General features: G+C 69.5%; 16 protein-coding genes. 1 reads left to right on the forward strand and 15 read right to left on the reverse strand.

What is annotated here, in order from left to right; genetic code table 11:
* Positions 1-74: 74 nt before the first annotated feature.
* The 8 genes from ispF to FZO89_RS02480 form a co-directional block, all read right to left on the reverse strand.
* The gene (ispF, locus tag FZO89_RS02445) at positions 75-560 is read right to left on the reverse strand and encodes a 2-C-methyl-D-erythritol 2,4-cyclodiphosphate synthase (RefSeq protein WP_149101772.1); all 486 of its coding nucleotides are present in this window, start codon (positions 558-560) and stop codon (positions 75-77) included.
* A complete protein-coding gene (locus FZO89_RS02450) occupies positions 557-1,003 on the reverse strand; it encodes a hypothetical protein (protein WP_149101773.1) in 447 nt (148 codons plus the stop codon). Before FZO89_RS02450 ends, ispF begins: the two co-directional genes overlap by 4 nt.
* On the reverse strand, positions 1,000-1,725 hold the full coding sequence (gene ispD, locus FZO89_RS02455; RefSeq protein WP_149101774.1) for a 2-C-methyl-D-erythritol 4-phosphate cytidylyltransferase: 726 nt from the start codon (positions 1,723-1,725) through the stop codon (positions 1,000-1,002). The genes FZO89_RS02450 and ispD overlap by 4 nt, the downstream gene beginning before the upstream one ends.
* A complete protein-coding gene (gene ftsB / locus FZO89_RS02460; RefSeq protein WP_149101775.1) occupies positions 1,722-2,060 on the reverse strand; it encodes a cell division protein FtsB in 339 nt (112 codons plus the stop codon). The genes ispD and ftsB overlap by 4 nt, the downstream gene beginning before the upstream one ends.
* Before the next feature lie 12 nt (positions 2,061-2,072).
* A complete protein-coding gene (gene eno / locus FZO89_RS02465; protein WP_149101776.1) occupies positions 2,073-3,359 on the reverse strand; it encodes a phosphopyruvate hydratase in 1,287 nt (428 codons plus the stop codon).
* Positions 3,360-3,376: 17 nt separating this feature from the next.
* Positions 3,377-4,210, reverse strand: coding sequence for a 3-deoxy-8-phosphooctulonate synthase (kdsA, locus tag FZO89_RS02470; protein WP_149101777.1), 834 nt, complete (start codon positions 4,208-4,210; stop codon positions 3,377-3,379).
* Positions 4,211-4,349: 139 nt separating this feature from the next.
* Positions 4,350-6,047, reverse strand: a complete 1,698-nt coding sequence (pyrG, locus tag FZO89_RS02475; RefSeq protein WP_149101778.1) for a CTP synthase — start codon at positions 6,045-6,047, stop codon at positions 4,350-4,352.
* Between the two features lie 101 nt (positions 6,048-6,148).
* Positions 6,149-6,559, reverse strand: coding sequence for a globin family protein (locus FZO89_RS02480; RefSeq protein WP_149101779.1), 411 nt, complete (start codon positions 6,557-6,559; stop codon positions 6,149-6,151).
* 179 nt (positions 6,560-6,738) lie between these two features.
* On the opposite strand from FZO89_RS02480, the gene parE reads away from it, so the two are divergent.
* Complete coding sequence (gene parE, locus FZO89_RS02485) at positions 6,739-8,628, forward strand: DNA topoisomerase IV subunit B (protein ID WP_149101780.1); 1,890 nt, start codon at positions 6,739-6,741, stop codon at positions 8,626-8,628.
* 518 nt (positions 8,629-9,146) lie between these two features.
* Here parE and FZO89_RS02490 read toward each other — a convergent pair.
* The 7 genes from FZO89_RS02490 to araD1 all read right to left on the reverse strand — a co-directional run bounded on the left by FZO89_RS02490 (position 9,147) and on the right by araD1 (position 18,675).
* Complete coding sequence (locus tag FZO89_RS02490) at positions 9,147-11,249, reverse strand: glycoside hydrolase family 43 protein (protein WP_262378496.1); 2,103 nt, start codon at positions 11,247-11,249, stop codon at positions 9,147-9,149.
* Positions 11,250-11,393: 144 nt separating this feature from the next.
* On the reverse strand, positions 11,394-12,407 hold the full coding sequence (gene yjfF, locus FZO89_RS02495; protein WP_149101781.1) for a galactofuranose ABC transporter, permease protein YjfF: 1,014 nt from the start codon (positions 12,405-12,407) through the stop codon (positions 11,394-11,396).
* Entirely contained in the window at positions 12,404-13,453 is a 1,050-nt protein-coding gene (locus FZO89_RS02500) for an ABC transporter permease (RefSeq protein WP_149101782.1), read from the reverse strand. The genes yjfF and FZO89_RS02500 overlap by 4 nt, the downstream gene beginning before the upstream one ends.
* Positions 13,453-14,949, reverse strand: coding sequence for a sugar ABC transporter ATP-binding protein (locus FZO89_RS02505; protein WP_149101783.1), 1,497 nt, complete (start codon positions 14,947-14,949; stop codon positions 13,453-13,455). The genes FZO89_RS02500 and FZO89_RS02505 overlap by 1 nt, the downstream gene beginning before the upstream one ends.
* A 172-nt stretch (positions 14,950-15,121) precedes the next feature.
* A complete protein-coding gene (locus tag FZO89_RS02510) occupies positions 15,122-16,102 on the reverse strand; it encodes an ABC transporter substrate-binding protein (protein ID WP_149101784.1) in 981 nt (326 codons plus the stop codon).
* Between the two features lie 86 nt (positions 16,103-16,188).
* A complete protein-coding gene (locus FZO89_RS02515; RefSeq protein WP_149101785.1) occupies positions 16,189-17,628 on the reverse strand; it encodes an aldehyde dehydrogenase family protein in 1,440 nt (479 codons plus the stop codon).
* A 39-nt stretch (positions 17,629-17,667) separates the two neighbouring features.
* Entirely contained in the window at positions 17,668-18,675 is a 1,008-nt protein-coding gene (gene araD1, locus FZO89_RS02520; RefSeq protein ID WP_149103998.1) for an AraD1 family protein, read from the reverse strand.
* Between the last annotated feature and the right edge of the window lie 45 nt (positions 18,676-18,720).

The following is an 18,720-nucleotide window of genomic DNA, read 5'->3' on the forward strand; positions in this document are numbered from 1 at the left end:
CGACGATCGCGCGCCAACCCACTGCCGGTGGCCGGCGCGCCTTCACCATCGTCGACGGCTTCGCGCCCGACCGGTCAGCTGCCATCGCGCACCAGCAGGCACACCGCCAGCGCAGCGATGCCTTCGGCGCGACCGGTGAAACCCAGCCGCTCGCTGGTCGTGGCCTTGACGCTGATGTCGTCGACGCCGACCCCGAGCTCGACGGCGATCAGCGCGCGCATCGCCGGCGCGTGCGGGCCCACCTTCGGCTGCTCGCAGACCACGGTGACGTCGGCATTGCCCACGCGCCAGCCGCGCTCGCGCAGCAGGCCGTCGCAGCGGCGCAGGAACGTGCGGCTTTCGGCGCCCTTCCAGCGCGGGTCCGACGGCGGGAAATGCGCGCCGATGTCGCCAAGCGCGAGTGCACCGAGCATCGCATCGCACAGGGCGTGCAGGACCACGTCGCCATCGCTGTGCGCGAGCACGCCGCGGTCGTGCGGCACGCGGATGCCGCCGAGCATGACGTGGTCGCCTTCGCCGAAGGCATGGACGTCGTAGCCCTGGCCGATGCGCACGTTCACGGCAGGAACAGCTCCACGACGCGGTTCATGTCGACATGGCGGATCAGGGCGGCGGCCTCCGCCGACACGCGCGGATCCGCGAACAGCCCCTCCCCGGCCATCTCGCCGACCCGGCCGAACGCGCGCTGGAAGGCGTCTTCGCCCGTTCCCTCGCGGAACGCCTGCTTCGCCTGCGCGGCGCAATCGACCGTCAACAGCCGCTCCATCAGCGCGCCCATCGCCTGGTTGGCGGTATCGCGCTGCGCCTGGCTGACCTGCGCCATGCCCTCGAGGTCGGGATGCAGCGCGATCGCCGAGAACATCCACTGCACCAGGGTGCGCTTGTCGTCCGCGCCGGCGGATGCGACCACGCACGCTTCCAGTCCGGCCGGCCCTTCCTGCGCGACCGCCCACGGCGACACCGCCGCCATGACCGCGAACACCACCGCCTGTACATGCTTCATGCGCGAATCTCCTCCTGGCGCCGCGACAGCGCGAACTCGAATCGCGCGAGGTCGCTGGCGGTCGTGATCTTGAAATTGTCCTCGTCGCCCTCGACCAGCAGCGGCCTCATGCCCTGGCGCTCCATCGCCATCGCCTCGTCGGTCACCGCGATCCCCGCTTCGCTTGCCGCCTCCAGCGCCCGCGTCAGCTGCAGGCGCCGGAACAGTTGCGGGGTGAGCGCGCGCCACAGCCGTTCGCGCGGCTCGGTCCGGTCGATGCCGCCGTCGTTGCCCGCGCGCTTGAGCGTGTCGCGCACCGGCGCGGCGAGGATCGCGCCGACCGGGTCGTTGCGGCCGCGCTCGATCAAGGCCGTCAGGTCGTCCTGTCGCAGGTTCGGGCGCGCGGCATCGTGCACCAGCACGAAATCGTCGGCCCGGACTTCGTCGGGCAGCGCGAGAAGGCCGGCCAGCACCGAGTCCGCCCGCGATTCGCCGCCCGTGCAGCGCAGCAGCGCCTTTCCGGCGATCTCGTCCCATCCGGGCCAGAGCGGATCATCGGCGGCCAAGACCACCACCGCACCGCGGACGCCGGGGTTCGACAGCAGCGCCTCGAGCGTGTGCCGGATCAGCGGACTGCCTGCGACCTGTGCGTACTGCTTCGGATGCGCGCCACCGAAGCGCGTACCGCGCCCGGCGGCCGGCACGATCGCCCAGACACCGGTCCGGCTCTCATCCGTGGTCACGGCGCGTCTCCCGCATCTTCCTCATCCGCCGCCATGCCCGGCGGCGGCACGCGCTCGTCGTCGACCACGCGGTAGAAGGTCTCGCCCGGCTTGATCATCCCAAGTTCGTTGCGCGCACGTTCCTCGATGGCCGCTTCGCCCGACTTCAGGTCGGCGACTTCGGCCGCCAGTGCGGCATTGCGCTGCTCCAGGCCCTCGTTCTGGCGACGCTGCTGCACGACCCGGGCGTCGAGTTCCTCCACCGCGCGGGTGCCGCCGTTGCCCAGCCACAGGCGGTACTGCAGCCATCCCAGCAGCACCACCAGCGCCAGCAGCATCCAACGCAACCAGCGCATCGCGGCGATCCGTCAACGCTTCAGCGAGACGAACGCATCGCGACCGGCGTACTTCGCGCCCGCGCCGAGCTGTTCCTCGATGCGCAGCAGCTGGTTGTACTTGGCGACGCGGTCGCTGCGGCACAGCGAACCGGCCTTGATCTGGGTCGCGGTGGTGGCCACCGCGATGTCGGAGATGGTGGTGTCCTCGGTCTCGCCGGACCGGTGCGAGACGATCGCCGCATAGCCGGCCTGGTCGGCCATGGCGATCGCTTCCAGCGTCTCGCTGAGCGTACCGATCTGGTTGACCTTGATCAGGATCGCATTGGCGGTGCCCGAGTCGATGCCCTGGCGGAAGATCTTGGGGTTGGTGACGAACAGGTCGTCGCCCACCAGCTGCACGGTCTTGCCGATGCGTCCGGTCAGGGCCTTCCAGCCGTCCCAGTCGTCCTCGGCCATGCCGTCCTCGATGGTGACGATCGGGTACTGCGCGGCCCAGTCGGCGAGGAAATCGACGAACTGGTCGGCGGTCAGGCGCTTGTTCTCGCCGACGAGGTTGTACTTGCCGTTGTCGTGGAACTCGCTCGACGCCAGGTCCAGGCCAAGCAGCACGTCCTCGCCGGCGCTGTAGCCGGCCCTGCCGATCGCTTCGAGGATGGTGTCGAGCGCCTCGACATTGCTGCGGAAATCCGGGGCGAAACCGCCCTCGTCGCCGACCGCCGTGCTCAGGCCGTGACCCTTGAGCACCGACTTGAGCGCGTGGAAGATCTCGGTGCCGCAGCGCAGCGCCTCGGAGAACGAGGCCGCGCCCACCGGCAGCACCATGAACTCCTGGAAATCGACGTTGTTGTCGGCGTGCGCGCCGCCGTTGATGATGTTCATCATCGGCACCGGCAGCACCGGTGCGCGATCGCCTGCCAGGTGCTTCCACAGCGGCAGCTTGCGCGAGGCCGCGACCGCGTGCGCGTTGGCCAGCGACACCGCCAGCAGCGCGTTGGCGCCGAGGCGGCCCTTGTTCTCGGTGCCGTCAAGGTCGATCAGGCGCTTGTCGAGGCCGGCCTGGTCGGCGGCGTCGAAGTCGGCGAGCGCCTCGGCGATCGGGCCGTTGACGTTGCCCACCGCCTTGGTCACGCCTTTCCCGAGGTAGCGGGTCTTGTCGCCGTCGCGCAGTTCGACCGCTTCCTTGGCGCCGGTGGAGGCGCCCGAGGGCACCGCCGCGCGGCCGAAGGATCCATCGGCCAGCGTCACTTCGGCTTCGAGGGTGGGGTTACCGCGGGAGTCGAGGATTTCGCGGGCGTGGATCTTGGCAATCGTGCTCATCGTGTCGTCGGGTTCCGTCAGAGGGTGGATTCGAGAAAGCCGTGCCGCTTGGTCACGCGGTCGAGCTCGAGCAGGGTCGCCAGCAGCGCTTCCATGCGATCGAGCGGCAAGGCGTTGGGGCCGTCGCTGAGCGCCTTGGCCGGATCGGGATGCGTCTCCATGAACACGCCAGCCACGCCCACGGCCACCGCCGCGCGTGCCAGGACCGGCACGAACTCGCGCTGGCCGCCGCTGGAGGTGCCCTGCCCGCCCGGCAGCTGCACCGAGTGGGTGGCGTCGAACACCACCGGGCAGCCCGTGTCGCGCATCACGCTCAGCGAGCGCATGTCGGAGACGAGGTTGTTGTAGCCGAAGCTGGCGCCGCGCTCGCAGACCATGATCTGGTCGTTGCCGGTCGCCTTCGCCTTCTCGACCACCGGCTTCATGTCCCAGGGCGCCAGGAACTGGCCCTTCTTGATGTTGACCGGCTTGCCGGCGCTGCAGACCTTGCGGATGAAATCGGTCTGGCGCACGAGGAAGGCCGGGGTCTGCAGCACGTCGACGACCGAGGCGACCTCGTCCATCGGCGTGTACTCGTGCACGTCGGTCAGTACCGGCACGCCGATCTGGCGGCGCACCTCGCCCAGCACGCGCAGGCCTTCCTCCATGCCGGGGCCACGGAAGCTCGTCCCCGAGGTGCGGTTGGCCTTGTCGAAGCTCGACTTGAAGATGAAATTGATGCCGAGCCGGCCGGTGATTTCCTTGAGCCTGCCGGCGACGTCGAGCTGCAGCTGTTCGCTCTCGACCACGCAGGGGCCGGCGATCAGGAAGAAGGGCTGGTCGAGGCCGACCTCGAAACCGCACAGTTTCATCGGGGTCTCCCGTTGCAAAGTCCGTCGCCCGCTGGCGGGAGGGGGGTCGGGGTGGGAGCGCGCCGCGGCCCGCCCTCATCCGGCGCTGCGCGCCACCTTCTCCCGCAAGCGGGAGAAGGGTTACCTCCTCCGGTGCCGGTCACGCGCTCGCCTCCTTGAGCAGCTTCCCGCCGGCCACACCGTCGTTCGCCTTGGCCTCGCGCGCGGCACGGATGAAGCCGATGAACAGCGGATGCCCGCCGCGCGGCGTGGACAGGAACTCCGGATGCGCCTGGCAGGCGATGAACCAGGGGTGGTCCGGCAGCTCGATCATCTCCACCAGCAGGTCGTCCATCGACTTGGCGCTGATCACCAGGCCCGCGTCCTCGAGCTGGGTGCGGTAGCGGTTGTTGAATTCGTAGCGATGGCGGTGGCGTTCGCCGACGACGTCCTTGCCGTACAGCTCGCGCGCCTTCGTGCCCGGCTTGAGCCGCTGTTCCTGCAGGCCCAGGCGCATGGTGCCGCCGAGGTCGGACTTCTCGTCGCGCTTCTCGATCTCGCCCGTCTGCGTGCGCCACTCGGTGATCAGGCCGATCACCGGATGCGGGGTCTGGCGGTCGTTCTCGGTGCTGTTGGCGCCTTCCAGGCCGGCGAGGTGGCGGGCCACGTCGACCACCGCCGCCTGCATGCCGTAGCAGATGCCGAAGTACGGGATCCCGCGCTCGCGCGCATGCTGCGCCACCAGCACCTTGCCCTCGAAGCCGCGATCGCCGAAGCCGCCCGGCACCAGGATTCCGTCGACCCGGCCCAGCGCAGCCTCCGCGCCCTCGCGCTCGATGTCCTGCGATTCGATCCACTTCAGGTTGATGCGCGTGCGCTGCCGGATGCCGCCGTGCTTGAGGGCCTCGCCGACCGACTTGTACGCGTCCTTGTGGTCGACGTACTTGCCCACCACCGCGATCGTGACCTCGTCGATCGGGTGCTCGACCGCGTCCACCACCGCGAGCCATTCGGACAGGTCTGCCGACAGCGCGGCCCTGTCGCCCAGTCGCAGGCGGTCGACCACGATCTCGTCCAGCCCCTGCGCATGCAGCCACATCGGGATCTTGTGGATGTTGTCCAGGTCCACCGCCGAGATCACCGCCTTCTCCGGAACGTTGGTGAACGAGGCGATCTTGCGCCGTTCGCCGTCGGGCAGCGGCTGCTCGCTGCGGCACAGCAGCACGTCGGGCTGGATGCCGATCGAGCGCAGTTCCTTGACCGAGTGCTGGGTGGGCTTGGTCTTGAGCTCGCCGGCGGCGGCGATGTAAGGCACCAGGGTCAGGTGCATGAACATCGCCTTGTCGGCGCCGCGGTCGGTGCGGATCTGGCGGATCGCCTCCAAGAACGGGAGCGATTCGATGTCGCCCACGGTGCCGCCGATCTCCACCAGCGCCACGTCGAAGCCCTGGGTGGCGGCATCGATGCAGCGCTTGATCTCGTCGGTGATGTGCGGGATCACCTGCACGGTCGCGCCGAGGTAGTCGCCACGGCGCTCCTTGCGGATCACCGCCTCGTAGATCTTGCCGGTGGTGATCGAGTTCCGGCCCGACAGGCGGACGTTGATGAAGCGCTCGTAGTGGCCGAGGTCGAGGTCGGTCTCGGCGCCGTCGTCGGTGACGTAGACCTCGCCGTGCTGGAACGGGCTCATGGTGCCCGGATCGACGTTGATGTAGGGGTCCAGCTTCATCATCGTCACCCGCAGGCCACGGGCCTCGAGGATCGCGGCCAGCGACGCGGCCGCGATGCCCTTGCCGAGCGAGGACACCACGCCGCCGGTGACGAAGACGAGCGGAGTGACGGGACTGGGGGAGGTCATGGGGGGAGGCACCCGCTGGAAAGCCCCATTCTACAGGCTCGCGTCCGCGGTTGCCGCCCCTGCCGGACCGTGGCGGCGGGCCGCGGGCGCACAGCCGCGCGTCAGCCCGGGTAGCGTCGGGCGAAGGTGTCGCAGACCACGGTCATGGCCTCGCGCCAGCGCGCCATCAGGGCGGCATCGGCTTCCGGATCGGTCTGCGCCACCACCGTCAACAGGCTGTCGATCCAGTACGGATACAGCGCGGGATCCACCGGTGCCCGGCCCTTCAGGCTGTGCACGTCCGCCATCTCCTCCGTGGCGCGTCGCGACAGCACGCTGCCGGCCGCGTGGAAGATGGCCACGCTGATGCCCCGGCGCAGGGCCAGCCGCTGGCGGCCCATGTCGGTCCCGGCGAACAGCGGCGCGATCGCCGGGTGGCTGGCGATGAACACCTCGTAGAAGCGTTCGATGAAGTGCCTGTCGTGCAGGCAGCGGCCGTAGCTGCGCTGCAGGTCCTCGTACCGGTCGCTCATCGCGGAACTCTCCCCTGGGCGCGCGCAGCCTGCCGGAGGGCGTCCGGGCGGACATTGATCCGGCGCAATGCGGGCGGGGCCGGTCGCGGCTCCCGCGACGGCGCGCGCCGATCCTTGACCACCCCGCCGCCGCGGCCCATCCTGCGCGCCACCCGAGCCCCATGCCAGCGCAAGTCCCGATGAATTCCCGCTACAACGCCGCCGACATCGAAGTCCTGTCGGGCCTGGACCCGGTCAAGCGCCGGCCCGGCATGTACACCGACACCACCCGCCCCAACCACCTCGCGCAGGAGGTGGTCGACAACGCGGTCGACGAGGCCCTGGCCGGGCACGCGCGCGAGATCGCGGTGACGCTGTTCAGGGACGGCAGCTGCGAGGTGTCCGACGACGGCCGCGGGATGCCGGTCGACATCCATCCCGAGGAGAAGATTCCCGGCGTGGAGCTGATCCTCACCCGGCTGCACGCGGGCGGGAAGTTCAGCAACAAGAACTACACCTTCTCCGGTGGCCTGCACGGCGTCGGCGTGAGCGTGGTCAACGCGCTGTCGACGCTAGTCGAGGTGCACATCAAGCGCGACGGCAGCGAGCACCGCATCAGCTTCCGCAATGGCGATCGCGCCAGTCCGCTGGAAGTGGTGGGCACGGTCGGGAAGAAGAACACCGGCACGCGCGTGCGCTTCTGGGCCGATCCGAAATACTTCGACACGCCGAAATTCAACGTGCGCGCGCTGCGGCACCTGCTTCGCGCCAAGGCCGTGCTGTGCCCGGGCCTCACCGTCACGCTGTTCGACGAGGCGAGCGGCGAACGCGACAGCTGGCACTACGAGGACGGTCTGCGCGACTATCTGCGCGGCGAGCTCGCCGGACGCGAACTGCTGCCACCGGAGCTGTTCGTCGGCCAGCAGAAGAAGGACACCGAGGTCGTCGACTGGGCGGTCGCCTGGGTGCCGGAAGGCGAGCTGGTGCAGGAAAGCTACGTCAACCTGATCCCGACCGCGCAGCACGGCACCCACGTCAACGGCCTGCGCACCGGCTTCACCGATGCGCTGCGCGAGTTCTGCGATTTCCGCAGCCTGCTGCCGCGCGGGATCAAGCTGGCGCCCGAGGACGTGTGGGACCGCGTGTCCTTCGTGCTGTCGGTGAAGATGACCGACCCGCAGTTCAGCGGCCAGACCAAGGAGCGGCTGTCGTCTCGCCAGGCCGCGGGCTTCGTCGAGGGCGCTGCGCACGACGCGTTCTCGCTGTGGCTCAACCAGCACGTCGAGTTCGGCGAGCGGATCGCCCAGCTCGCGATCGAACGCGCCAGCCTGCGCCTGAAGACCGAGAAGCAGATCGTCCGCAAGAAGGTCACGCAGGGGCCTGCCCTACCCGGCAAGCTCGCCGACTGCATCTCGCAGGACCTCTCGCGCACCGAACTGTTCCTGGTCGAGGGCGACTCGGCGGGCGGCAGCGCCAAGCAGGCGCGCGACAAGGATTTCCAGGCGATCCTGCCGTTGCGCGGCAAGATCCTCAACACCTGGGAAGTCGCTTCGGGCAGCGTGCTGGCCTCGGAGGAGGTGCACAACCTGGCGATCGCGATCGGCTGCGATCCCGGCAAGGACGACATCTCCGGCCTGCGCTACGGCAAGGTGGTGATCCTGGCCGATGCCGACTCCGACGGCCTGCACATCGCCACGCTGCTGTGCGCGCTGTTCCTGCGCCATTTCCCCGCGCTGGTGCGCGCGGGCAACATCTTCGTGGCGATGCCGCCGCTGTTCCGCGTCGACGTCGGCAAGCAGGTGTTCTACGCGCTGGACGAGGAAGAGAAGCGCCTGCTGCTGGAGAAGATCGAGCGCGAGAAGCTCAAGGGCTCGATCAACGTCACCCGCTTCAAGGGCCTGGGCGAGATGAATCCCTCGCAGCTGCGCGAATCCACGATCCATCCCGATACGCGGCGGCTGGTGCAGCTGACCATCGACGAGGACCTGGAGACGCGCGGCCTGATGGACATGCTGCTGGCGAAGAAGCGTGCGGGGGACCGGAAGGCCTGGCTGGAGCAGAAGGGCGACCTGGCGACGCTGGAAGTCTGAGCGGGCGGTTCACGCGTTGGTCGTGGCCAAGGCTGATAGCTCCCACGGTAGTCACCGTTACTGCGACAGTGCTTTCCGGTCGCGTTGCGTTACCTGTTTTCCCGCGTTCTGATGGGCCTCGCCGCAACCGGGAGCCCTTTGCGGCGAATGTCCCCCGGCCTGCGCCTTCAGGCGCAGGCCTCCTACTTGATTTCGCCGCAAAGGGCTCCCGACCGCAGCGAGGCCCGGCTGACGGATGGTTGCGTGAAGCGGGTGGCATATCCCGGGGGGTGCTGTAAGCCGGAACTACCACGATCTCGACACGCGGGTGCGGATGCCCCTGGGTGCGAAATCAAGGAGGAGGCAACGGCCGCAAGACGTTGCCGGGGAACATTCGTACCCAGGGGTAGCCGTACCCGGCGCCCCGCAGGCACACCCCCAAGCGCTTTCTCCAGCTAGGGGGGGCGAACACGCCCGCAACCCTGCTCCTACCAGAGAGAGAGAAAGAGAAGCGCAAGTCGCGCGGTCACCGCACGGTTTCAATCCCGACGGCGCCATCGCAGCACGGTGCCGTCCTTGCGGTCCGGCCGCGCGCCTGGTCGGTCAGCCGCGTAGGGTTCGCCGCTGTCGGGCAGGATGCCGAGGTAACGATGGGTCTTCATCGACAGCAGCATGAACTCGCCGCGCAACAGGTCCTGCCACATGAACAGGCTTGCAGGCGATTGTTCCGGCAGCAGCCGCACGTCGGCCGACAGGCCGATGCCGACCACGGTCAGGAAGCCGCTGCCGTCCATCGCTTCGAGTGCCACCTGGCCGCGGCCGCGATCGTGCACGCGGAAACGCGCGCCGTCAGACTTCGCCTCGTCCGAATCCGCGGCGACCGGCTGCAGAACGCCCAGTGGATGCACCCGCGCCACGGTGGCGTCGCCCAGGTTCGACAGCGTCACCACCTGCCCCAAGGGGAGGTTGCGCGAGCGGTCGGCCAGCGGCTCGTGCACGCGGAAGTCGTCGAAGTCGGCATGGCCGCCTTCTCCAGCGCCGGTGTTGAACGCGAACAGCGCGTAGCGCGAACCCTGGAAGGTCTTGAGCTGGTACGGCAGGCGCACGGGTTCCCCGATGTCGGTGAAACGCTCGCCGTCGAGGCTCCACGCGTAGCGTGCGAGATCGTCGTCGTAGTCGCCGGCCACGCGCAGGTACACCTCGCTCGATTCCAGCGGCACGTCCACATGCCGATCGCCGAGCTGCGAATACCAGCGCAGCAAGACGCCCGCCTTGCTGCGCACGACGCCCAGCCACGACGCGGGCATGTTGAGCAGGCCGAGGCCGGCGACGTCGCCCGGCGCGAGGCCGGAAGCATCCAGCCGCACGGTCGCCATGGACTCGGGACCGATCACGCGCTGTGTCAGGGTGTTTCGCGCCCACAGGAAATCGTCAGCGGGCAGCGCATGCAGGCGCAGCGCGCCCGGCCGCTCGACCAGCGACCACTTGCCGTCGACCGGCTGGTGGTTCCATTGCCAGACCGGTTTCAGCGCATCCGTGGAGAAATCGTCGCTGCGTGCATAGGTCGCGTGCGGCGGCGTCTCGACACCGACATCCGGCTTGAGCCACGTGCGCGGCGAACGGCCGAGGTTGCCGGCCAGGCCGAAGTACGGCCAGCCGTCCCGCCAGGTCACCGGCGACAGGAACGTGGTACGACCGATGGACTTCACGTCCATCATCGAAAAACCCCACCAGTCGCCGTTCGGGGTCTGCACGATCCCACCCTGGTGCAGCGGCACCGCGCCCAGCGCATTGTCGCCCGGCTTGTGCATCGAGAAGCGCGTCGCCCCGGTCGGCACCGGCGTGCGTTGGCCCACGCCGTCCTCCCACCAGCCGCGCCGGGTGCCCATGGTTTCGCTGGCGCTGATCGCCACCGTCTCCCAGGGTCCGTCCGGCCGGTCGGCACGCGCGGCCTGCATCCGTCCCACCGGCGCGTAGTTGGCGCTGATGATGTAGTAGCGGCCGTCGACCTTGTAGAAATGGTGACCCTCGCCCATGCCGTTGCCGGCGGGGATGATCACCCGCTCGCTGCCCTCGACCACGCCGCTGAGGTCGGCCTTCAGCTCGACCAGCCGCACCTCGTTGTAGTTGAACACCGCATACACCCGGCCGTCGTCGTCGAACAGCACCGAGAGGTCGTGCAGGTTGCGGTCGATCCGCGAATGCGTCCACGGACCCGCCGGATCGGTCGCGGTGAACACGTGCAGGCCGCGCTGGTTGATGTTGGCGAAGATGTGGAACCGGCCGTCGTGGAAGCGCAGGCTCGGCGCCCAGATGCCCTGCCCGTACAGGTCGCGGCCGTCCTCGAGCCGGTATTCGGGGCCGGGCGGGAAGCCGGTCATCGCGTAGGACAGGAATTCCCAGTTCACCAGGTCGCGCGAGCGCAGGACCGGCAGGCCGGGCACGGCGTGCATCGTGGTGCCGGTCATGTAGAACCAGTCACCGACGCGAATCAGGTCGGGGTCGGAGAACTCGTCGTAGAGCAGCGGGTTGGTGAAGGTACCGTTGCCGTTGTCGGCACTCCAGGTAGTGGTGCGCTCGCTGGCGTGGACCGGCGGCAGGGCCAGCAGGACGCACAGCAGCCAGGGAGCGAAAAGCCTCACGCGCACCTCCTTTCGATCATCTTGAGCATGGTCGTGCCAAGCCGGCAACTACGATTCGTTCGCTTGCGTCGCCGTGGATGTCCAGCACTTCGTTCTGGTGTGATGAAGCGCTTCCGGCCCTCGCGGAAACGACGGCAGAAGGGATCAGCCGGCGCCGCCCCGTTTCGCCAGCAGCCGCTGCATCAGGCAGAACATCAGCAACAACGCGCCGATGGCGATGCGCGTCCACCACGAGCTCAGCGTGCCGTCGAACACGATCAGGGTCTGGATCAGGCCCAGCACCAGCACGCCGAACAGGGTGCCCAGCAGGTAGCCGCTGCCGCCCGCGAGCAGCGTGCCGCCGATTACCACCGCGGCGATCGCGTCGAGTTCCAGCCCCGAGGCATGCAGGCTGTAGCCGCTGAGCATGTAGAAGGTGTAGACCACGCCGGCCAGCGCGGAGCAGAAGCCGCTGAGCGCGTACACGCGCACCAGGGTGGCGTCGACCGGCAGGCCCATCAGGTGCGCCGACTGCTCGTTGCCGCCGATCGCGTACACCGCGCGGCCGAACCGGGTCATGCCGGCCAGCAGCGCGCCGCCGGCCACCACCAGCAGCGCGATCACCGCGCCCACCGACAGCGAAGCGCCGCCGCCCACCGGGATGCGCAGGCTCGCCACCGCGACGTGGAAGGCGTGGTCGATGCCGATCGAGTCCACGCTCACCAGGGTCGCCGCGCCGCGCGCGAGGAACATGCCGGCTAGGGTCACGACGAACGGCTGCAGCCGGTAGCGCTGGATCATCGCACCCATGGTCGCGCCGAATGTCGTGCCCAGCACCAGCACCGCCGCGATCGCGGCCAGCGGATGCCAGCCGTGCTGCTGCACCAGGCTGGCCAGCAGCACCGTGCTGAACGCGACCACCGCGCCCACCGACAGGTCGATGCCGCCGGTGAGGATCACGAAGGTCATGCCGACCGCGACGATCAGCACGAAGCCGTTGTCGATGAACAGGTTGAGGAACACCTGCGGTCGCAGGAAGCCGTCGTACAGCACGCCGCCGGCGATCGACATCGCCAGGAACAGCGACACCGTGACCGCGAGCGAGACGTAGCGCGGATCGCGCCACAGGCGGCCCAGCCCGCCCGCCTGCAGCAGCCCGCGCAGCGGCACCGCGCTCATGCGGTCCCCCGCTGCGGGCGTCGCACCAGCGCGCGCACCTGTCCTCGGAACTGCGGGGACTGCAGCAGCAGCACCGCCAGCACCAGCAGCGCCTTGACCACCAGGTTGACCTGCGGCGGCACGCCGATGGCGTAGATGGTGGTGGTCAATGTCTGGATGATGAGCGCGCCGACCAGGCTGCCGGCCAGGCTGAAGCGCCCGCCCGCGAGCGCGGTGCCGCCGATCGCCACCGCGAGGATCGCGTCGAGCTCGAGCAGTTGCCCGGCGTTGTTGGCATCGGCGCTGGCCACGTTCGAACTCACCAGCACGCCAGCCAGACCGGCGCAGAACCCGGAGAACACGTACAGCGACAGGGTGATCGCGCGCGCACGCACGCCGGCCACGTGCGCGGCCACCGGATTGTGGCCGATCGCGCGCACGAACAGGCCGAGCGCGGTGCGGTCGAGCAGCAGCTTGAGCGCGGCGAACACCGCCAGCACCACGAACAGCGCGAACGGCAGGCCGAGCAGGAAACCGGTGCCGAGGAAGCCGTAGGGCGCGTAATAGATGGTCAGGATCTGGCCGTCGCTGACCAGCTGCGCGATGCCGCGTCCGGCCACCATCAGGATCAGGGTGGCGATGATCGGCTGCATGCCCACCTTCACCACCAGCAACCCGTTCCACAGTCCGCACAGCGCGGCCGCGGCCAGCGCCGCGCCGATGGCGGCGAACAGCGGCGCCAGGCCGTCGCCGCCGCCGGTGGTCATGCGGGTGATGGTCCACGCGGCGACGGTCGCGGCGATCGCCAGCACCGCGCCGACCGAGATGTCGAGCCCGCGTACCGCGATCACCAGGGTCATGCCCAGCGAGACCAGGATCAGCGGCGCGGCGCGGTTGGCGATGTCGATCAGGTTGCCGTACAGGCGCCCGTCGCGCCATTCCAGCGACAGGAAGCCAGGATTGAACAGCCCGTTGCCGAGCAGCAGCAGCGCCAGCGCCAGCAACGGCCACAGCAGCGGATGGGCGAACGTGCGCCTGGCCATCGACGGTCGCAGCTCGCCGGACATCAGCCGTGCCCCGCGATCATGTCGAGCACCTGGCGTCCGTCGCAGCCGCCCGGCAGCTCGCCGGCCATTCGCCGGTCGCGCAGCACCGCAATGCGATCGCCCAGCCGCGTGAGTTCCTCGATCTCGGCGGAAATGAACAGCACGGCCATGCCCTGCCGCGCCAGTCGCACCACCTCGGCCATGATCTCCTGCTTGGCGGCGATGTCGATACCGCGCGTGGGCTCGTCGAGGATCAGCAATCGCGGCTCGGTGGCCAGCCAGCGCGCCAGCACCACCTTCTGCTGGTTGCCGCCCGACAGCGCGCCGGCCGGCGATTCGATGCCGGCGGTGCGGATGCCGAGCAGCTCGACGTAGCGCGTCGCCATCTCCTCCTGCTTCGCCCGCGGCAGCGAGCGCCGCCAGCCGCGCCGCGCCTGCAGCGCCAGCACGATGTTCTCGCGCACCGACAGGCCGGCGACGATGCCCTCGGTCTTGCGTTCTTCCGGACACAGCGCCAGCCCGCGCGCCACCGCATCGGCGGGATGGTGCAGATCGGCCTTCCCGCCCTTGATGTGCAGTTCGCCCCTGTCGGCACGGTCGAGGCCGAACAGCAGCCGCGCCAGTTCCGTTCGACCGGAGCCGAGCAGGCCGCCGAGGCCGAGCACCTCGCCCGCGTGCACGCGCACATCGACCGGCTGCAGGCTGCCGCGACGGCCCAGCCCGCGCGCCTCGAGCACCACCTCGCCCTGCGGTACACCTTCAGCGGAAGCATCGCGCGCGCCCGAGAGCTCCACCTCGCGCCCCACCATCGCCTTCACCAGCGCCGCGCGCGGCAGCTCCGCCGCCGCGTACTCGCCGACGAGGGCGCCGTTGCGCAGCACGGTGATGCGGTCGGACACCGCGTAGACCTGGTCGAGGAAATGGGTCACGAACACGATCGCCATGCCGCGCTCGCGCAGGCGGCCCATCACCGCGAACAGCTGGCGTACCTCGTCCTCGTCGAGGCTGGAGGTCGGCTCGTCGAGGATCAGCACCTTCGCCGACACGCCGAGTGCGCGCGCGATCGCCACCATCTGCTGGATCGCGACCGGATACGAGGACAGCGGCCGGTCGACATCGATCTCCAGATGCAGCTCGGCCAGCAGTTCGCGCGCTCCGGCGCGCACGCGCGCCCAGTCGACCAGGCCGAAACGGCGCGGATAGCGTCCGGCGAACAGGTTCTCGGCGACCGACAGGTTCGGGCAGAGGTTCACTTCCTGGTAGACGGTGCTGATGCCCGCGTGCTGCGCTTCGAGCGGGCTGGCCGGTGCGATCGCGCGGCCGTCGAGCGTCACCGTGCCGGTGTCCGGTGTTTCCACGCCGGTCAGCAGCTTGATCAGGGTCGACTTGCCGGCGCCGTTCTGGCCCATCAGCGCGTGCACTTCGCCGGCACGCAGGGTCAGGCCGGCGCCGTCCAGCGCGCGGGTCGCGCCGAACCGCTTGCACAGGCCTTGTGCGTGCAGCACTACGTGGCTCAAGGGGCGGCCCTCATCCGCCCTTCGGGCACCTTCTCCCGAAATCGGGAGAAGGAACAGCGTGCGCAACACGCGAAGCTGAGGGCCAGGCAGGAGCATCTGCCCCTCTCCCGCTTGCGGGAGAGGGAAAGCGCGCGTAGCGCGCGAGGGTGAGGGCCGTGTACACGCGCACGCCTCAGTACTTGCGGTTCGGCAGTTCGGCCTCGGCCTGGTCCTGGGTGAACACGCCCTCCTCCACCATCACCCGCTTCGGTACCTCGCGGCCGGCATGCACGTCGCGCACCAGTTGCGCCAGTTGCGGGCCGAGCAGCGGATTGCATTCGACGGTGGCGTTGAGCTTGCCCGCCTTCATCGCCTCGAAGGCGCCGCGCACGCCGTCGATCGAGACGATGCGGATGTCGGTGCCGGGCTTCATCCCGGCTTCCTCGATCGCCTGGATCGCGCCGATCGCCATGTCGTCGTTGTGCGCGAACAGCGCGTCGATGCCGTCGCCCTCGGCGCGCAGGAACGCCTCCATCACTTCCTTGCCCTTGGCCCGGGTGAAGTCGCCGCTCTGCGAGCGCACGATCTCGAAGCGGCTGTCGCCGTCGATCACTTCCTTGAAGCCGCGCATGCGGTCGTTGGCCGGCGCCGAGCCCACGGTGCCCTGCAGTTCGACGATCCGGATCGGGCCCGGTTTGCCTTCGTTGTCCTCCAGCAGCCAGCGCGCGGCGCGGCGGCCTTCCTCGACGAAGTCGGAGCCCACCAGGGTGGCGTACAGCGAATCGTCGGACACGTTCACCGCGCGGTCGGTCAGCACCACGGGGATGCCCGCGGTCTTGGCCTCGCGCAGCACCGTGTCCCAGCCGGTTTCGACCACCGGCGAGAACGCGATCACGTCCACGCCCTGGGCGATGAACGAGCGCAGCGCCTTGATCTGGTTCTCCTGCTTCTGCTGCGCGTCGGAGAAGCGCAGGTCGAATTCCGGCGCGGCCAGCGACTCGCGCACCGAGCGCGTGTTCGCGGTGCGCCATTCGCTCTCGGCGCCCACCTGGCTGAAGCCGACCGTGATCGCGCCCTCGCCGGCGGCAGCCGTGTCCGCGCCACCCTCGCCGCCGGAACACCCCGCCAGCACCGCAGCGCACAGCAGCGCCGCCACACCCATCAGATTCCGCATCGCTTGCTCCCGGTTCGTCTCGCGCGATCACATGCGCACATGGTGCACCAGCGCGCGCCCGCGTGCGCGCGTCCGGCGCCTTGGTTTCAGGCCGCGGTATAGGCGGTCTTGACCGTGGTGTAGAACTCCACCGCGTAGCGGCCCTGCTCGCGCGGTCCGTAGCTCGATGCCTTGCGCCCGCCGAACGGTACGTGCGGATCCACGCCTGCGGTCGGCAGGTTGACCATCACCATCCCGGCCTGGGCATGGCGCTTGAAGTGGGTCGCATGCTTCAGCGACGTGGTGCAGATGCCGGCGCACAGCCCGAACTCGGTGTCGTTGGCCAGCGCCAGCGCGTGGTCGTAGTCGTCGGCGCGCAGCAGCGCCGCCACCGGCCCGAAGATCTCCTCGCGGGCGATGCGGTCGGAAGGGTTGGCCGCGAACAGGGTCGGCGCGAGGAAGTGCCCCTCGGTGCCGCGTTCCACGCGCCGGCCGCCGGCAAGCAGCTCGGCGCCGTCGTCGTGGCCGGCCTGGATGTAGGACAGGTCGGTGTCGAGCTGGGCCTGGCTGGCGACCGGGCCGATGTGCACGCCCTCTTCCAGCGGATCGCCCACGGTCAGCGTCGCCAGCCGCGCCTGGATCCGGGCCACGAATTCGTCGTAGACCACGCTTTCCACGATCAGCCGGCTCGAGGCGGTGCAGCGCTGGCCGGTGGAGAAGTAGGCGCCGTTGACCGCGCACTCCACCGCAACGTCCAGATCCGCATCGGCCAGCACCACCAGCGGGTTCTTGCCGCCCATTTCCAGCTGTACCTTGAGCGCACGCGCCGCGGCCTGCTTGAGCAGCGCGTGGCCTGTGGGCACCGAGCCGGTGAAACTGAGCGCATCGAGGCCATTGTGCTCCACCAGCGCCTGCCCGACCACGCGGCCGCTGCCCAGCACCATGTTGAACACGCCCTCGGGCAGGCCGGCGCGCGAGAGGATCTCGGCGATCGCCCAGGCGCAGCCCGGCACGATCTCGGCCGGTTTGAACACCACGGTGTTGCCGTAGGCCAGCGCCGGCGCGATCTTCCAGGCCGGGATCGCCAGCGGGAAGTTCCACGGCGCGATGATGCCGACCGTGCCGACCGGCTCGCGCGTGATCTCCACATCCACGCCCGGACGGGTGGAGGCCAGCTTCTCGCCGGGAATGCGCAGCGCCTCGCCGGCGAAGAACTTGAAGATCTGCCCCGCGCGCGCCGCCTCGCCGATGCTTTCGGCCAGGGTCTTGCCCTCCTCGCGCGCGAGCAGGCGGCCGAGTTCGGCCTTGCGCGCCAGGATCTCGCTGCCGACGAAGTCGAGGATGTCGGCGCGCTGCTGCGGACTGGACAACGACCACTTCGGGAACGCGGTCGCGGCCGCGTCGACCGCCTGCGCGGTGCGCGCGGCGTCGAGCGTGCCGTAATGGCCTACCGGCGAGGCAAGGTCGGCCGGATTTTCGTCGGCCTGGTCGCCCTCGCCCTCGACCCACTGGCCGCCGATGTAGCTGCTGAACCGTTGCTCGCTCATGACTGATGTCCTGTGGTGTTCGTGTCGGCCGTCGCCGGCCTACAGCGCGCGCACGCCACCGGGTGCGAAGCTCGCAGGCACCACCCGCAACGGGTTGCGCAGCGGCGCGCCCAGTTCCGGCAGCTCGATCTCGAACACGTCGCCCGGCTCGGCGCGGATGCCGTCGGCGAAGCTGAGCGTGGCGGTGCCGAAGAAGTGCAGGTGCACGTCGCCCGGGCGCCGGTGCGCGGCGTACTTGAAGTGGTGGTACTCGAGGTTCTCCAGCGAGTGGCACATGTTGGCCTCGCCGGTGAGAAAGGGCTTCTCCCAGACCACGTCGTCACCGCGGCGCAGGCGGCTGCTGCCGCGCACGTCGCGCGGCAATGCGCCGGTGCGCAGCTCCGGGCCGATCGCGCAGCAGCGCAGCTTGGAATGCGCCAGGTACAGATAGTTCTTGCGCTCGGTGACGTGATCGGAGAACTCGTTGCCGATCGCGAACCCGAGCCGGTGCGGAGTGCCGTCCGGCCCGATCAGGTACATGCCCACCAGTTCCGGTTCCTCGCCACCATCGAGCGCGAAGTCCGGCGAGTCCAGCGCCGCGCCCGGCGCGGCGACGATCGCGCCGTCGCCCTTGTAGAACCATTCCGGCTGCGCGCCCGGGGCGCCCGGCGCGGGAATGCCGCCCTCCACGCCCCATTGGAACATGCGCATGGAATCGGTGAGGGTGCCCTCCTGCGCCTTCTGCTGCAGGGTCTGGTGCATGGCGTCGCGCGCGGCGGCACTGCCCAGATGGGTCAGCCCTGTGCCGGTGACCAGGCAGTGCGCGGGATCGGGATGGTGCAGCGGGCTCAGCACGCGGTCCTGGCGCAGCAGTCCGGCGTAGTCGAGTCGCTGGTCGCCGGGCGTCGCATCGGCTTCTTCCGACAGGCTGCGGCCGGCGGCGATCGCGCCACTGGCCAGCGCGTAGATGCCATCGACTCCCTCGAGTACGCGCACCTGCACGCCGTCGGCATCGACCACGCCGGCCCGGGCGTTCCCGGCATCGTCCTTCAGCTGGATCAGTCGCATGTGCGGCACGCCGTTCCCGTGGATGTCCATCGCGCATTCTGCCGG

The sequence above is a fragment of the Luteimonas viscosa genome, assembly GCF_008244685.1.
Classification (GTDB): domain Bacteria; phylum Pseudomonadota; class Gammaproteobacteria; order Xanthomonadales; family Xanthomonadaceae; genus Luteimonas; species Luteimonas viscosa.

What these genes read in the sequence shown, in the direction of transcription:
- FZO89_RS02450 (WP_149101773.1), bottom strand. Translation starts at nt 1,003, where the DNA reads ATGAAGCATGTACAGGCGGTGGTGTTCGCGGTCATGGCGGCGGTGTCG.
- ftsB (WP_149101775.1), bottom strand. Translation starts at nt 2,060, where the DNA reads ATGCGCTGGTTGCGTTGGATGCTGCTGGCGCTGGTGGTGCTGCTGGGA.
- eno (WP_149101776.1), bottom strand. Translation starts at nt 3,359, where the DNA reads ATGAGCACGATTGCCAAGATCCACGCCCGCGAAATCCTCGACTCCCGC.
- kdsA (WP_149101777.1), bottom strand. Translation starts at nt 4,210, where the DNA reads ATGAAACTGTGCGGTTTCGAGGTCGGCCTCGACCAGCCCTTCTTCCTG.
- pyrG (WP_149101778.1), bottom strand. Translation starts at nt 6,047, where the DNA reads ATGACCTCCCCCAGTCCCGTCACTCCGCTCGTCTTCGTCACCGGCGGC.
- FZO89_RS02480 (WP_149101779.1), bottom strand. Translation starts at nt 6,559, where the DNA reads ATGAGCGACCGGTACGAGGACCTGCAGCGCAGCTACGGCCGCTGCCTG.
- parE (WP_149101780.1), top strand. Translation starts at nt 6,739, where the DNA reads ATGAATTCCCGCTACAACGCCGCCGACATCGAAGTCCTGTCGGGCCTG.
- yjfF (WP_149101781.1), bottom strand. Translation starts at nt 12,407, where the DNA reads ATGAGCGCGGTGCCGCTGCGCGGGCTGCTGCAGGCGGGCGGGCTGGGC.
- FZO89_RS02500 (WP_149101782.1), bottom strand. Translation starts at nt 13,453, where the DNA reads ATGTCCGGCGAGCTGCGACCGTCGATGGCCAGGCGCACGTTCGCCCAT.
- FZO89_RS02510 (WP_149101784.1), bottom strand. Translation starts at nt 16,102, where the DNA reads ATGCGGAATCTGATGGGTGTGGCGGCGCTGCTGTGCGCTGCGGTGCTG.
- FZO89_RS02515 (WP_149101785.1), bottom strand. Translation starts at nt 17,628, where the DNA reads ATGAGCGAGCAACGGTTCAGCAGCTACATCGGCGGCCAGTGGGTCGAG.
- araD1 (WP_149103998.1), bottom strand. Translation starts at nt 18,675, where the DNA reads ATGCGACTGATCCAGCTGAAGGACGATGCCGGGAACGCCCGGGCCGGC.